The organism is Streptococcus sp. LPB0220, from assembly GCF_008727815.1.
Classification (GTDB): domain Bacteria; phylum Bacillota; class Bacilli; order Lactobacillales; family Streptococcaceae; genus Streptococcus.
The window spans coordinates 1,571,133-1,585,685 of sequence record NZ_CP044230.1 but is presented as its reverse complement, the minus strand read 5'-3'; the positions used below and the strand labels follow the sequence as shown (position 1 = coordinate 1,585,685).

Here is a 14,553-nt window from a genome sequence, read left to right as displayed (position 1 = left end):
GAAGGATCTCAAAATGGGAAAATTAGAAGTTATTACACATCCACTGATTCAACACAAATTGTCTATTCTCCGTCGCACGGATACCTCTACGAAGGCCTTTCGTGAATTGGTAGATGAAATTGCTATGTTGATGGGCTACGAAGTGTTGCGTGAATTGCCTCTTGAAGATGTTGAGATTGAAACTCCTATTACCAAAACCGTTCAAAAACAAATCGCAGGGAAGAAATTGGCTATTGTCCCAATTCTTCGTGCAGGGATTGGGATGGTTGATGGTCTCTTGAGTTTGGTACCAGCTGCTAAGGTTGGCCATATCGGGATGTACCGTGATGAAGAAACCTTGAAACCAGTTGAATACTTGGTGAAATTGCCAGAAGATATTGATCAACGTCGTATCTTTGTAGTAGACCCGATGCTTGCTACGGGTGGATCCGCTATTCTAGCGATTGATTCCTTGAAAAAACGTGGCGCTAGCCATATCAAGTTTGTCTGCCTAGTATCAGCGCCAGAAGGGGTGAAAGCTCTTCAAGAAGCTCACCCAGATGTTGATATCTTTACAGCAGCCCTCGATGATCATTTGAATGAACATGGCTACATTGTTCCTGGTCTTGGAGATGCAGGTGACCGTTTATTCGGTACCAAATAAGAAGCCATTCATGATTCGTACGAAAGGTGCTTAAGATTTGACCTTTTTTGACCATTGGTTTATAATAGCACATATACTTTGAACCTCACGAATCGTGAGAATGAATGGATACTAAAGGAGAAGAATAGATGATTCCAGTAGTTATTGAACAAACCAGTCGTGGAGAACGTTCTTACGATATTTATTCCCGTCTGTTGAAAGATCGAATTATCATGGTAACAGGACCAGTTGAGGACCAAATGGCTAACTCCATTATCGCTCAATTGCTCTTCTTGGATGCCCAAGATAATACAAAAGATATCTATATGTATATCAATACCCCAGGTGGCTCTGTCTCAGCAGGTCTTGCCATCGTAGATACTATGAACTTTATCAAGTCAGATGTCCAAACCATTGTTATGGGGATGGCAGCATCTATGGGAACAATTATCGCTTCAAGCGGTGCGAAGGGCAAACGCTTCATGTTGCCAAACGCCGAGTACATGATTCACCAACCAATGGGTGGTACTGGTGGTGGTACCCAACAAACCGATATGGCGATCGCAGCAGAACACTTGCTCAAAACACGGAACAACTTGGAAAAAATCCTTGCGGAAAATTCAGGTCAATCCATTGAAAAAGTGCATGCTGATGCGGAACGTGACAATTGGATGAGCGCGCAAGAAACACTTGAATATGGCTTTATTGATGAAATCATGGCCAATAATAAATTGGACTAAACCATCCTATGGGAAGGTCCGTCAAGAGGCTGGGACAAAAGTCCTAGCCTCTCAATTATTTTTGGATTGTCGAGCAAAACGCAGTGGTTGAGTGGGCTCTACTACGTTGATTTCATCAGCTTTTACAGCCATACTCAACTGTGCGGAGGTGGGACGACGAAATCGAATTCTAACGAATTACCGATTTCTGTCCCACTCTCTTTTTTTGCTCTCATAAAAGAGTAGTTCTTTTTCTTGAAATTTGATATACTAGTAACAGAACGAGAAAGGGATTGACCATGTTTGAAAAACAAGAAAGAACAGGCTTGATTGTAAAATTGTATTACAATCGAGATGGGAAAAAATTACAATCAGTCGGAGATGTCTTGTACCATTCTAAGAAATGTCGTTATGTCCAATTGTATGTGGACAGTGACAAGGCTGATCAAGTCATGGAAGACTTAAAGAAAGAACGTTATGTCAAAAAGGTCTTGCCTTGCCATCTCAAAGATTTAGATACAGATTTTGTAGGAAGTTTACAACGATTGGAGACCCCATCTGTGGTCACAGAAGGTTAGAAAACGCAATCATTTGATGGATTGCGTTTTTTTTATTGACAATTGTCAGATAATTCGGTATATTCTTAATGTATTTAATTTAAGATTCATTTAAGGAGATCATTACAAATGAAGAAAAAATTTGCTCTTTCATTTTTAACCATTGCAAGTGTCGCTCTTCTTGCTGCTTGTGGTGAAGTTTCTACTTCAGGTTCAAACACAACTGGTAACGAAATCGGCAAAGAATTAAAAGTCGGTTTTAACTTTGAAAAAACTGGTGAAGTAGCAGCCTACGGTAGCGCTGAACAAAAAGGTGCTCAATTGGCCGTTGATGAAATCAACGCTAAGGGTGGAGCTGACGGTAAGAAGATTGTTGTCACAGATAAAGATAACAAATCTGAAACAGCTGAAGCAGCTACAGTCACTACAAACCTTGTCACTCAATCAAAAGTGAACGCTCTTGTAGGACCTGCAACTTCAGGTGCTACTGCAGCAGCGGTTGCCAATGCTGGTAAAGCAGGTGTTCCATTGGTTACACCATCTGCAACTCAAGATGATTTGACAAAAGGTCAAGATTACCTCTTCCGTGCTACCTTCATCGATAGCTTCCAAGGACAAATCATTGCTAAATACACAACGGATAACTTGAAAGCGAAGAAAGTCGTTCTTTACTACGATAACTCATCTGACTATGCTAAAGGGATTGCTGAAGCCTTCAAGAAATCTTACAAAGGTGAAATCGTAGCAACAGAAACCTTCCAATCTAAGGATACAGACTTCCAAGCTGCCCTTACAAAAATCAAAGATAAAGACTTCGATGCGATTGTTCTTCCAGGTTACTACACAGAAACTGGTAAGATCGTAAACCAAGCGCGTGGTATGGGAATCAAACAACCAATCATTGGTGGTGATGGATTTAGCGATGCTAAGTTCGTTGAACAAGCAACACCTGCTGCAGCTACAGACATCTACTACGTAGCTGGATTCTCTACTGAAGGTGAAATGACTGATAAAGCCAAGAAATTCGTAGAAGCTTACAAAGCGAAATACAATGAAGAACCTTCAATGTTCGCAGCTTTGGCTTATGATTCAGTTTACATGGTTGCCGAAGCATCTAAAGGTGCTAAGAACTCTGTCGAATTGAAAGATAACCTTGCGAAGTTGAAAGACTTGGAAGGTGTGACTGGTACAATGTCAATTGACAAGAACCACAACCCGGTTAAATCAGCTCTTATGATTGGCTTGAAAGATGGTAAAGTCAAATCAGTTGAGTCTGTTAAACCATAATTATCATTTGTTGTTTGTACAAGAGGCTGGGAGAATGAAAATTCCTGGCCTCGCTCTTTATTGTTAGAAAGGATGGTTCAAATGCTCCAGCAATTAGTGAACGGTCTAATCTTGGGAAGTGTCTATGCACTCTTGGCCCTTGGTTATACCATGGTGTATGGAATTATCAAATTGATCAACTTTGCCCATGGGGATATCTACATGGTAGGTGCCTTTATGGGATATTTCTTATTGAACTCGTGGAAAGTAAACTTCTTTGTAGCTTTGCTCCTAGCCATGGTTGGGACAGCTATTTTAGGGGTTGTAATTGAATACCTGGCTTATCGTCCGCTTCGTCATTCGACTCGGATTGCAGCCTTGATCACAGCCATCGGGGTTTCCTTCTTGCTCGAATATGGGATGGTCTTCTTCGTCGGTGCCAATACCCGTTCCTTCCCGCAAGTGATTAAAACGGTTCGTTACAACTTCGGTCCTATTTCAATCTCCAATATTCAGTTGATGATCTTGGGAGTGTCTGTTTTCTTGATGGTCGCTCTTCAATTTATTATTCAAAAGACAAAGATGGGGAAAGCCATGCGGGCTGTATCTGTCGATAGTGATGCCGCTCAATTGATGGGGATTAACGTAAACCGTACGATCAGCTTTACCTTTGCTTTGGGATCAGCCTTGGCAGGTGCTGGTGGTGTCTTGATTGGTTTGTATTACAACTCGATCGAGCCTTTGATGGGTATGACACCAGGGATCAAAGCCTTTGTCGCAGCCGTTCTTGGAGGAATCGGAATCATTCCAGGTGCTGCCCTAGGTGGATTTGTGATCGGTTTGTTGGAAACCTTCGCTACAGCGATCGGTCTTTCAGACTTCCGTGATGCCATTGTGTATGCCATCTTGATTGTGATCTTGCTCATCCGTCCAGCAGGTATCCTCGGTAAAAATGTGAAAGAGAAGGTGTAAGCCATGAAACAAAATTTAAAAGTGAATTTAGTCTGGCTTGGTCTTTTGGTCGCAGGTTTTGCCTTGATCCAAGTCTTGGTTGCAGCGGGTGTGCTCAACCTCTTCTATATCCAAATTTTAGAACAAATCGGAATTAATATTATCCTTGCAGTTGGCTTGAACCTCATTGTTGGTTTCTCAGGTCAATTCTCACTTGGGCATGCCGGATTTATGGCGATTGGTGCCTACTCTGCAGCTATTCTCGGTTCTAAATCACCAACCTATGGGGCTTTCTTTGGTGCGATGGTTTTAGGTGCTTTGATTGCTGGTGTCGTTGCCTTGATCGTTGGGGTTCCAACCCTTCGTTTGAAAGGGGACTACCTCGCGATTGCGACACTTGGGGTTTCTGAAATCATTCGGATCTTGATCGTCAATGGTGGTACTCTAACAAATGGTGCTGCTGGGATCCTTGGTTTGCCAGCCTTTACAACTTGGCAATTGGTTTATCTCTTTGTTGTCATTACAACGATCTTTACGATTAACTTCTTACGCAGTCCAATTGGACGCTCTACCCTTTCTGTTCGTGAAGATGAAATCGCAGCAGAATCTGTTGGGATCAATACGACCAAAGTCAAAGTCATCGCCTTTGTATTTGGTGCGATCACAGCGGCGATTGCTGGATCTCTCCAAGCTGGCTTTATCGGCTCTGTTGTTCCTAAAGATTACTCTTTCACCAATACCATTAATGTCTTGATCATTGTCGTATTTGGTGGTTTGGGATCAATGTCAGGAACAGTTGTGGCAGCCATCGTCTTGGGTATCTTGAATATGGTGCTTCAAGACTTCTCAAGTGTACGTATGATCATTTACTCATTGGCTTTGATTCTCGTGATGATCTTCCGTCCAGGTGGTCTTCTTGGAACATGGGAATTCAGCTTGAAAAAACTACTCTCAAAAAAGGAGGCTAACTAATGGCACTTCTTGAAGTAAAAAATTTAACAAAAAACTTTGGTGGTTTGACAGCCGTTGGGGATGTGACCATGGAACTTAATGAAGGGGAATTGGTTGGTTTGATCGGACCCAACGGTGCCGGGAAAACAACCCTCTTCAACCTCCTAACAGGGGTATATGAACCAAGTGAAGGGACCATTACCTTAGATGGTCAGCTGCTAAATGGAAAAGCACCCTATAAAATCGCTGCTGGTGGTCTGGGACGAACTTTCCAAAATATTCGTCTCTTTAAAGATTTGAGCGTTTTGGACAATGTCTTGATTGCCTTTGCCAATCACCACAAACCACATGTCTTTGCGAGTCTTTTCCGCTTGCCAAGCTATTACAAGAATGAAGAAGCGTTGAAAGCAAAAGCTCTTGAATTGTTAGCGATTTTTGGTCTGGAAAAAGAAGCAGATACCTTGGCCAAAAACTTAGCTTACGGACAACAACGTCACTTGGAGATCGTTCGTGCCCTTGCTACAGAGCCAAAAATCCTCTTCTTGGATGAACCTGCTGCAGGGATGAACCCTCAAGAAACAGCAGAATTGACCCAATTGATCCGTCGCATTCAAAAAGAATTTAATATTACGATTATGCTGATCGAGCACGATATGAGCTTGGTCATGGAAGTAACAGAACGGATTTATGTATTGGAATATGGTCGCTTGATTGCCCATGGTACGCCAGATGAAATCAAGACCAACAAACGCGTAATCGAAGCCTATCTAGGAGGTGAAGCCTAATGTCTATGTTAAAAGTTGAAAATCTTTCTGTACACTATGGTATGATCCAGGCTGTCCGTGATGTCAGTTTCGAGGTAAACGAAGGGGAAGTTGTTTCTCTTATCGGTGCTAACGGTGCTGGAAAAACATCCATTCTTCGTACCATTTCAGGTTTGGTGCGTCCAAGTGCTGGGAAAATCGAGTTTTTGGGTCAGGAGATTCAAAAGGTTCCGGCTCAAAAGATTGTAGCAGCAGGACTCTCTCAAGTTCCAGAAGGCCGCCACGTCTTTCCAGGCTTAACTGTTATGGAAAACTTGGAGATGGGCGCTTTCTTGAAGAAAGATCGAGAAGAAAACCAAGCTAACTTGAAGAAAGTCTTCTCCCGTTTCCCACGTTTGGAAGAACGGAAGAACCAAGATGCAGCAACTCTATCTGGTGGGGAACAACAAATGCTAGCAATGGGTCGTGCACTTATGTCAACGCCAAAACTCTTGCTTCTGGATGAACCTTCTATGGGATTGGCTCCAATCTTTATCCAAGAAATCTTTGATATCATCCAAGATATCCAAAAACAAGGGACAACTGTTCTCTTGATCGAGCAAAATGCCAACAAGGCCCTTGCCATCGCAGACCGCGGTTATGTTTTGGAAACAGGGAAAGTCGTTCTTACCGGAACAGGAAAAGAACTCTTAGCTTCAGAAGAAGTCCGCAAGGCTTATTTGGGTGGGTAAGATTTCTAAAGTTCACTAGAATATTAAAAAGAAAGGTCTTGAAGACCTTTCTTTTTTCATCTCTCTTGTTTGATTTTTCTAAATTTTGAAAACAAGAGAAAACTGCTGAAAGCGTTTGAAATCATTCTTAAAATCAAGTATAATAAAACTAATAAAAGCATAGGAGAACTTGTTATGGCTGTTAAAGATTTTATGACACGTAAAGTGGTTTACATTAGTCCAGATACGACAATTGCCCACGCGGCAGATTTGATGCGCGAACAAGGTTTGCACCGTTTGCCAGTCATTGAAAACGATAAATTGGTTGGTTTGGTGACAGAAGGTACGATTGCAGAAGCAAGTCCATCTAAAGCAACAAGCTTGTCTATTTTCGAGATGAACTATCTGTTGAACAAGACTAAGGTTAAAGATGTCATGCTTCGCGATGTCATTACCGTCTCTAAATTTGCCAGCTTAGAAGATGCGACCTACCTCATGTATAAGAACAAGGTGGGAATTCTTCCAGTCGTGGACAATGACCAAGTATCCGGTGTCATCACAGACCGTGATATTTTCCGTGCTTTCCTTGAAGTATCCGGTTATGGAGAAGAAGGAGTTCGTGTTCGCTTTGTGACAGAAGATAAGGTTGGCGTTCTAGAACAAATCATTCACTTGATTGTAGAAGAAGGATATAACATCGCCAATACAGTCAATATCCCAACAAAAGACGATCGTGTGGTTATCGAAGTCCAAATTGATGGGGTGACAGATCTAGAAGGAATCCGTAGTAAATTTGAAGCTAACGGTTTGAAAGTCGATGAAATCACTCGAACAACTGCAAAAGCTATTTAATAAAAAATCAGGCTAGATGAGAATCCAGTCTGATTTTTTCTATTAACGGGTAATGGGTTGTTTTTCTTTATCTAAAGTAAAGCCTTCGCCGAGAATTTCATGGGCTTCAGAAATGGTGATGAAGGCGAATGGATCGATCTGATTGATGATGTCTTTCATTTGTTTCATCTCATTCCGTGAAACGACACAGTAGACAATATCCAGGTCCTTACGGCTGTAATAGCCCATCCCGCGGATAAAGGTAATCCCGCGACCCAGATCGTCGGATACTTTTTTGGCAATTTCTTCTGGTTTAGATGTGACGATAAGGAAACCTTTTCCAGCAAAACCACCTTCTCCAATCAAGTCGATCACAAGGGTGTCAATCAGGATAAAGAAGAGGGTATACATAGCTGTACGGACATCTTGGAAGACAACGACAACAGTTATCAGAACAATGGCATCTACAATCAACATGAGTTTTCCCATACTGAGGGAAGTGTATTTGTTAAAGATGCGAGCGAGAATATCTGTTCCTCCCGTGGTTCCTCCAGCATTGAAAATGATCCCTAGCCCCAAACCAAGGACAACCCCTGAGGCGATACAGGCAAGCAGAATATCTCCTTTAAAGGCGTCAAAGATGAAGTGATGGTAGCGGTGACTGAGGGGCATGGCCTCAAAAAGCGCCATCCAAGCGGAAACCGAAAAGGTCCCCAGTAAGCTCAGATAAAGAGATTTTTTGCCCAGCAGTTTCCAAGCCAGAACGAAGAGAGGAATATTGATCAGCAAGTTCATCAGGGATACGGGGACTTTTAAGAGGTAATAGGTGATCAAGGTAATCCCTGTCGCTCCTCCTTCATAGAAGTGAAAGGGAATGACCAAAAAATAGATCCCAAATGAAAAAATGCCGGCCCCCAAGATGATAGCCAGAATATCTTTAAATTTAAACATGATAGGTTGTCTCCTAAAACTTTATAAGAACATTGTAACAAAAAAGTGAAAAAATGAAAATGACTTTGAAAAATTTTCTCTCCTAAAATACAAGATTTTTACCCTTATTTTTGGTAAAATAAAAAGAAGAAAACTAGAAAGAGGATACTATGGTAAACGGTACATTAATTTCATTTGAAGGTCCAGAAGGAGCGGGGAAATCATCGGTCCTAGAAGCCGTTTTGCCTCTACTTGAAGAAAAAGGAATTCCTTTTATTACAACCCGTGAACCAGGCGGTGTAGACATTGCAGAAAAGATCCGCCAAGTCATTTTAGATCCAGACCATACTAGTATGGATGCCAAGACAGAGTTGTTGCTTTATATTGCTAGTCGCCGGCAGCATTTGGTGGAACGTGTCTTGCCGGCCCTTGCAGCTGGGAAAATCGTCTTGATGGACCGCTTTATTGATAGCTCGGTCGCTTATCAAGGGTATGGTCGCGGTCTGAGTGTGGAAGATATCGAGTGGCTCAATCAATTTGCGACAGATGGTCTTAAACCAGATCTCACCCTTTACTTTGATGTGGATGTCGAAGAAGGGCTCGCTCGAATTGCCAAAAACCAAGAGCGGGAAGTCAATCGTTTGGATTTGGAAGGATTGGAGCTTCACCAAAAAGTAAGACAGGGTTATTTGGCCTTGTATGAAAAGGAACCAGAGCGCATTGTGAAAATCGATGCTAGTCAATCCTTTGAAGCAGTCTTTGCGGATGTCTTGGCTGTTTTAGAAAATCGCTTGGGGATATTGAAATGAAGCTAGAAGAGATCCAACAGCTCCAGCCAGAATTGGTGGAGCGCTTCACCCAGATCTTAGAACACAAACAGCTCAGTCATGCTTATCTCTTTACAGGCTCTTTTGCCAGTTTTGAGATGGCCCTCTTGCTAGCTCAAAGTCAATTTTGCCAAGATTTGCAGGGAGTCTGGCCTTGTGGCAAATGCCGTTCCTGCCGCTTGATTGAAAAAGAAGAATTCTCAGACGTAAAGATCGTGCGTCCAGTCAACCAGATCATTAAGACCGACCGCATTCGTTCGCTCGTTCAAGACTTTTCTCAATCAGGATTTGAAGGCAGTCGGCAGGTCTTTATCGTCCAAGATGCGGATAAGATGCATACCAATGCGGCCAATTCTCTCTTAAAAGTCATGGAGGAGCCCCAGAGTGAGATCTATCTCTTCTTGTTGACATCCGATGAAAACTTGATCTTACCGACCATCAAGAGTCGGGCCCAGCAGGTCCATTTTCCTAAAAAGCAAGCCTACCTAACCGAACTGCTAGAAAAAGAAGGCTTGATCAAATCACAGGCAAATTTAGTAGCTCGTTTTAGTTTTAGTCTCGAAGAAGCAGAGCAGCAAAAAAGGAATGCCACTTTTTTTGAACTGGCCAAAATTTGTGATCAATTCATCGAACGTTGTCAATCCAATTTAAATCGTGCTTATTTGGAAGTGACCCGCTTAGTGAGCCTAGCAGATGATAAGGAAAAACAAAGCCAGGCCTTTCGTTTGATGGAGTTGGCTTTAGAAGAGCAGTTGTGCTTGAGTCGCTCCCAGCAGTTGCTTGAGAAATTGAGTCTTGCTCGCAGGATGTGGAAGGCCAATGTTTCTTTTCAAAATGCTCTAGAATATATGGTTTTGAGCTTAGAAAGTTAAGGAGTCAGAATGAATAAAAAAGAATTATTTGATGCTTTAGACGGCTTTTCTCAGAATTTGTTGGTCACCTTGGCTGAAGTCGAAGCCATCAAGAAAAATTTGAAACAAGTCATCGAAGAAAATACAGCTCTTCGCTTAGAAAATGATAAATTGAGAGAGCGTTTGGGGGAAGTTGAGAAGACTTCATCCGCAAAGTCCCAACACCATGGTCGTGAAAATTTGCAACGTATTTACAATGATGGTTTTCATATTTGCACTTATTCCTACGGTCAACGCCGTGAGAACGATGAAGAGTGTATGTTTTGTGACGAGTTGTTATTTAGGGAGTAAGCATGCAGATCCAACGAAGTTTTAAAGGGGAAAAGAAAACTGGGGTGCTTTACCTGGTCCCAACACCGATCGGTAACCGTGAGGATATGAGTTACCGCATGGTCCAGACCTTAAAGGATGTGGACTTGATTGCAGCTGAGGATACTAGAAATACAGGCCTCTTGCTCAAGCATTTTGAGATTGCGACACCCCAGACTAGCTTTCATGAGCATAATGCCATGGAGAAAATTCCAGATTTGATCGCCCATTTAGAATCCGGAAAGGATGTGGCGCAAGTCTCAGATGCAGGACTCCCTAGTATCTCTGACCCTGGTCATGATTTGGTCAAGGCAGCGATTGAACGCGAGATTCCTGTCGTAGCTGTGCCTGGTCCTAGTGCAGGTATAACGGGTTTGATTGCCAGTGGCCTAGCCCCTCAACCTCATATTTTTTATGGATTTCTGCCTCGCAAAGAGGGGCAACAGAAGGCTTTTTTCCAAGAAAAAGTGGCCTATCCTGAGACTCAGATCTTTTATGAGTCGCCCCATCGGGTGAAGGCGACCTTAGAGAATATGTTGGCTGTCTATGGGGATCGTTCGGTCGTCCTGGTTCGTGAATTGACCAAGATCTACGAGGAATATACTCGTGGCAGTATTTCTGAGTTAGTCGCATTTCTTGAAGAAAATCCCCTCAAAGGGGAGTGTCTCTTGATCGTCGAAGGAGCCAAGGAAGAAGAGCTAGACCTAGAAGAGGTCGACTTGATTCAAGAGATCGACACCTTGGTCCAAGAGGGCATGAAGAAAAATCAAGCAATTAAACAGGTCGCCAAACAATATGGCCTGCAAAAGAGTGAGCTCTATGCTCGTTACCATCAAGACTAGGAAAGGTTGGAAGCAGGATGGAAATTAGAATGGCTTATCCCAACGAGATTAAGCGAATTATGGAAATTATCCAAGATGCCAAGGAAAGCCTGGCTCAAAGACAGGTCGACCAGTGGCAGGATGGCTATCCAGATGAAGAGATCATTTTTGAGGATATTCTAGAAAGTCGTGGCTATGTCGCCGTTGAAGATCAGGAAGTCGTGACCTATGCAGCTGTCTACAAGGGCAACGAAGCGGCTTACAATGAGATTTATGATGGTAAGTGGGAGCATGACAACTATATGTATGTCACTTTTCACCGGGTCGCTGTAGCCAAAGAAGCTGCTGGCAAAGGGGTAGCGCAGACCTTCCTTCAAGGTTTAATCGAAGGGGAAAAAGGGCCAGATTTCCGTTGCGATACGCACCCGGATAATCTGGTGATGCAGCATTTGCTTGAAAAATTGGGCTACCATTATTGTGGAAAGGTCCCTATTGATGGAGTCCGTCTGGCTTATCAAAAGATCAAACGAAAAGCAGAAACTAGTCTATTCCAAGTGGTCTCAGAAGAGGACCGCTGGGACCAAAGAGCAGAAGCGGCCTACAATGACTCTCTATCTTAAACAATTTTATGAAAGCCCTATGGGGCTTCTTTCGATCATTGTCAGTGAAGAAGGCCTTGTTGAGCTTGATTTTTATGATCCGAAAGAGGAGGCGACTGATCCCTATGGGGCGCTGGAGCAGGTCCATCCCTTCCATGAGAAGGTGAAGGAGTGGTTGGACCACTATTTTGCGGGGGATCCAATCGCTATCAGCTTTCCACTAGCACCGCAAGGGACAGCTTTTCAAGAGCGGGTGTGGCAGTTATTGCGAGAGATCCCATATGGTGAGACCAAGACCTATGGCCAGCTGGCCCAGGATCTTTCTTGTGGTTCAGCCCAAGCCGTGGGACAGGCTGTTGGACGCAATCCCTTGACGATCTTAGTCCCTTGCCACCGCGTGATGGGAAAAGATGGACAACTGACGGGCTATGCATCTGGACTCGATCGCAAACGCTGGCTCTTACACCATGAAGGAATTACCTGGAAGGAGAAATAAAATCGATGTATACATTTATTGAATACCCAAAATGTTCGACTTGTCGAAAGGCTAAATCAGAATTGGACGGTCTCCAATGTGAGTTTCAAAGCCAAAACATCGTCACAGAAACACCGACTAGCCAAGAATTGCAAGACTGGATGGCAGCTTCTGGCCTACCAATCAAGTCTTTCTTCAATACTAGCGGAATGAAATACCGGGAACTCGGTTTGAAAGATAAGGTGGATCAACTGACAGTGAAAGAAGCGGCGGATCTCCTTGCTTCAGACGGTATGCTGATCAAGCGGCCTTTGCTTGTCAAAGACGGAAAAGTTGTTCAAGTGGGCTACCGAAAACCATACGCAGACTTAGGTTTGTAAAAGAAAAGGGAGTTGGATTTTCTTCAGATCTATAATAAAGGTATGCCAGAAGCTTTCCTTGGGTGAGTACGGACGTCAGCGAACTTCAAAGAAGTTCCATGACTTAGTTTTGAGCCTAAGGTCTCAAAACTCCCGAGTGCTAGAAACAATAATGTTTCTAGCACTTTTCTCACGGCGGAAAGTTTCGGTATATTCTTTATGAGATTCATAAGTTAGAACTTATTTTGATTTCTTGACAAAATCGCGTAACCTATCTTACTTATAATTTATTTATATATATTCTAAAGGGAGTTGGGCTCCCTTTTCATTTTGCAGTGAAGATGATATAATCATACGAGTGAAATCAATGAAAGAGAGTCAAGCATGAGTATTTTAGAAGTGAAAAATTTGAGTCACGGTTTTGGGGATCGTGCGATTTTTGAGGATGTGTCCTTCCGTTTGCTAAAGGGAGAGCATATCGGTCTTGTCGGGGCCAATGGTGAGGGAAAATCGACCTTCATGAGCATCGTGACTGGTAAGATGCAACCTGACGAAGGCAAGGTGGAGTGGTCTAAGTATGTGACGGCAGGTTACCTGGATCAGCATTCGGTCTTAGAAGAAGGACAAACGGTTCGCGATGTTTTACGGACCGCTTTTGATGAGTTGTTCACAGCTGAAGCTCGCATCAATGACCTCTATATGGCCATGGCGGAAGAGGGAGCCGATGTCGATGCTCTGATGGAAGAGGTTGGAGAACTCCAAGAGCGTCTAGAAAGTCGTGATTTTTATACCTTGGATGCCAAGATTGATGAAGTGGCGCGTGCTCTTGGCGTCATGGACTTTGGCATGGATACGGATGTGACCTCCTTGTCAGGTGGGCAACGGACCAAGGTCCTCTTGGCCAAATTGCTCCTTGAAAAACCAGATATCCTTCTCTTGGACGAGCCGACCAACTACTTAGATGCAGAGCACATCGATTGGCTCAAACGCTATTTGCAGAATTATGAAAATGCCTTTGTCCTCATTTCCCATGATATTCCTTTCTTGAATGATGTGATCAACATCGTCTACCATGTGGAAAATCAGCAGTTAACCCGCTATTCAGGAGACTACTACCAATTCCTTGAAGTTTATGAAATGAAAAAATCGCAATTGGAAGCGGCTTATGAGCGTCAGCAAAAAGAGATTGCTGATTTGAAAGATTTCGTAGCCCGCAATAAGGCGCGTGTGGCGACACGGAATATGGCCATGTCTCGTCAGAAGAAGCTTGACAAGATGGAACTCATTGAGTTGCAAAGTGAGAAACCAAAGCCATCCTTTGAATTTAAAAATGCCCGGACTCCTGGTCGCTTTATCTTCCAAGCCAAGGATCTTCAGATTGGCTATGACCGTCCGTTGACCAAGCCTTTGAACCTAACCTTTGAACGCAATCAAAAGGTAGCCATTATCGGGGCCAACGGGATCGGGAAAACCACTCTCTTGAAGAGTTTGCTGGGAATCATCCCACCGATTGCTGGAGAAGTAGAGCGGGGAGATTACTTAGAACTTGGTTACTTCGAGCAAGAGGTCGAAGGTGGCAATCGCCAGACACCGCTTGAAGCAGTCTGGAATGCCTTTCCGGCTCTCAACCAAGCAGAAGTTCGTGCCGCCCTTGCCCGCTGTGGCTTGACCACCAAACATATCGAGAGCCAAATCCAGGTGCTATCCGGTGGAGAGCAAGCCAAGGTACGCTTCTGTCTCTTGATGAACCGTGAAAACAATGTCTTGGTACTAGATGAACCTACCAACCACTTGGATGTGGATGCCAAAGAAGAATTGAAACGGGCTCTGAAAGAGTACAAGGGATCGATTCTCATGGTTTGCCACGAGCCAGACTTCTATGAAGGCTGGATGGACCAAATCTGGGACTTTAATGAATTGACGTAAAGACAAAAAGAGAACCTCGTGGTTC

The 14,553-nt window shown here is 43.3% G+C and carries 18 protein-coding genes; 17 read left to right on the top strand and 1 reads right to left on the bottom strand.

All coding sequences use genetic code 11. The features are described 5' to 3' along the window. The first annotated feature begins 13 nt into the window (after positions 1 to 13). From upp to LPB220_RS08190, 9 genes are all read left to right on the top strand, one after another. Complete coding sequence (gene upp / locus LPB220_RS08235; protein WP_003005574.1) at positions 14 to 643, top strand: uracil phosphoribosyltransferase; 630 nt, start codon at positions 14 to 16, stop codon at positions 641 to 643. Between the two features lie 128 nt (positions 644 to 771). Continuing rightward, entirely contained in the window at positions 772 to 1,362 is a 591-nt protein-coding gene (locus tag LPB220_RS08230) for an ATP-dependent Clp protease proteolytic subunit (protein ID WP_003008286.1), read from the top strand. Between the two features lie 278 nt (positions 1,363 to 1,640). After that, the gene (locus LPB220_RS08220) at positions 1,641 to 1,919 is read left to right on the top strand and encodes a DUF2129 domain-containing protein (RefSeq protein WP_003013098.1); all 279 of its coding nucleotides are present in this window, start codon (positions 1,641 to 1,643) and stop codon (positions 1,917 to 1,919) included. A 108-nt stretch (positions 1,920 to 2,027) separates the two neighbouring features. Continuing rightward, on the top strand, positions 2,028 to 3,185 hold the full coding sequence (locus tag LPB220_RS08215) for an ABC transporter substrate-binding protein (protein WP_003008282.1): 1,158 nt from the start codon (positions 2,028 to 2,030) through the stop codon (positions 3,183 to 3,185). Positions 3,186 to 3,266: 81 nt separating this feature from the next. Next, positions 3,267 to 4,136: a branched-chain amino acid ABC transporter permease gene (locus LPB220_RS08210; RefSeq protein ID WP_021153669.1), complete on the top strand. Its 870-nt coding sequence runs from the start codon at positions 3,267 to 3,269 to the stop codon at positions 4,134 to 4,136. 3 nt (positions 4,137 to 4,139) lie between these two features. Continuing rightward, positions 4,140 to 5,087: a branched-chain amino acid ABC transporter permease gene (locus tag LPB220_RS08205; RefSeq protein ID WP_003008278.1), complete on the top strand. Its 948-nt coding sequence runs from the start codon at positions 4,140 to 4,142 to the stop codon at positions 5,085 to 5,087. Next, positions 5,087 to 5,851: an ABC transporter ATP-binding protein gene (locus tag LPB220_RS08200; RefSeq protein WP_003005595.1), complete on the top strand. Its 765-nt coding sequence runs from the start codon at positions 5,087 to 5,089 to the stop codon at positions 5,849 to 5,851. Before LPB220_RS08205 ends, LPB220_RS08200 begins: the two co-directional genes overlap by 1 nt. Continuing rightward, positions 5,851 to 6,561, top strand: coding sequence for an ABC transporter ATP-binding protein (locus LPB220_RS08195; RefSeq protein ID WP_003005434.1), 711 nt, complete (start codon positions 5,851 to 5,853; stop codon positions 6,559 to 6,561). The genes LPB220_RS08200 and LPB220_RS08195 overlap by 1 nt, the downstream gene beginning before the upstream one ends. A 174-nt stretch (positions 6,562 to 6,735) precedes the next feature. Then, complete coding sequence (locus LPB220_RS08190) at positions 6,736 to 7,392, top strand: CBS domain-containing protein (protein ID WP_003005183.1); 657 nt, start codon at positions 6,736 to 6,738, stop codon at positions 7,390 to 7,392. Between the two features lie 42 nt (positions 7,393 to 7,434). On the opposite strand, the gene LPB220_RS08185 is transcribed toward LPB220_RS08190, so the two are convergent. Continuing rightward, positions 7,435 to 8,322 carry a YitT family protein gene (locus LPB220_RS08185; protein WP_150906415.1) on the bottom strand — a complete coding sequence of 296 codons (888 nt, stop codon included), beginning with the start codon at positions 8,320 to 8,322 and terminating at the stop codon, positions 7,435 to 7,437. A gap of 149 nt (positions 8,323 to 8,471) precedes the next feature. Between LPB220_RS08185 and tmk the strand changes: the two genes are divergently transcribed. From tmk to LPB220_RS08145, 8 genes are all read left to right on the top strand, one after another. Further along, complete coding sequence (gene tmk, locus LPB220_RS08180; protein WP_003008266.1) at positions 8,472 to 9,110, top strand: dTMP kinase; 639 nt, start codon at positions 8,472 to 8,474, stop codon at positions 9,108 to 9,110. After that, positions 9,107 to 10,000, top strand: coding sequence for a DNA polymerase III subunit delta' (locus tag LPB220_RS08175; protein WP_150906414.1), 894 nt, complete (start codon positions 9,107 to 9,109; stop codon positions 9,998 to 10,000). Before tmk ends, LPB220_RS08175 begins: the two co-directional genes overlap by 4 nt. Before the next feature lie 9 nt (positions 10,001 to 10,009). After that, entirely contained in the window at positions 10,010 to 10,330 is a 321-nt protein-coding gene (gene yabA / locus LPB220_RS08170; RefSeq protein WP_003005416.1) for a DNA replication initiation control protein YabA, read from the top strand. A gap of 2 nt (positions 10,331 to 10,332) precedes the next feature. Further along, positions 10,333 to 11,190 (top strand): 16S rRNA (cytidine(1402)-2'-O)-methyltransferase, encoded by an 858-nt coding sequence (rsmI, locus tag LPB220_RS08165; protein ID WP_003008262.1) that lies wholly within the window; start codon positions 10,333 to 10,335, stop codon positions 11,188 to 11,190. Positions 11,191 to 11,207: 17 nt separating this feature from the next. After that, positions 11,208 to 11,789, top strand: a complete 582-nt coding sequence (locus LPB220_RS08160) for a GNAT family N-acetyltransferase (RefSeq protein WP_150906413.1) — start codon at positions 11,208 to 11,210, stop codon at positions 11,787 to 11,789. Then, positions 11,773 to 12,264 (top strand): methylated-DNA--[protein]-cysteine S-methyltransferase, encoded by a 492-nt coding sequence (locus LPB220_RS08155; RefSeq protein ID WP_070466364.1) that lies wholly within the window; start codon positions 11,773 to 11,775, stop codon positions 12,262 to 12,264. The genes LPB220_RS08160 and LPB220_RS08155 overlap by 17 nt, the downstream gene beginning before the upstream one ends. A gap of 5 nt (positions 12,265 to 12,269) precedes the next feature. Beyond that, positions 12,270 to 12,623: an arsenate reductase family protein gene (locus LPB220_RS08150; protein WP_003013024.1), complete on the top strand. Its 354-nt coding sequence runs from the start codon at positions 12,270 to 12,272 to the stop codon at positions 12,621 to 12,623. A gap of 363 nt (positions 12,624 to 12,986) precedes the next feature. Then, entirely contained in the window at positions 12,987 to 14,528 is a 1,542-nt protein-coding gene (locus LPB220_RS08145; RefSeq protein WP_003005197.1) for an ABC-F family ATP-binding cassette domain-containing protein, read from the top strand. The last annotated feature ends 25 nt before the right edge of the window (positions 14,529 to 14,553 follow it).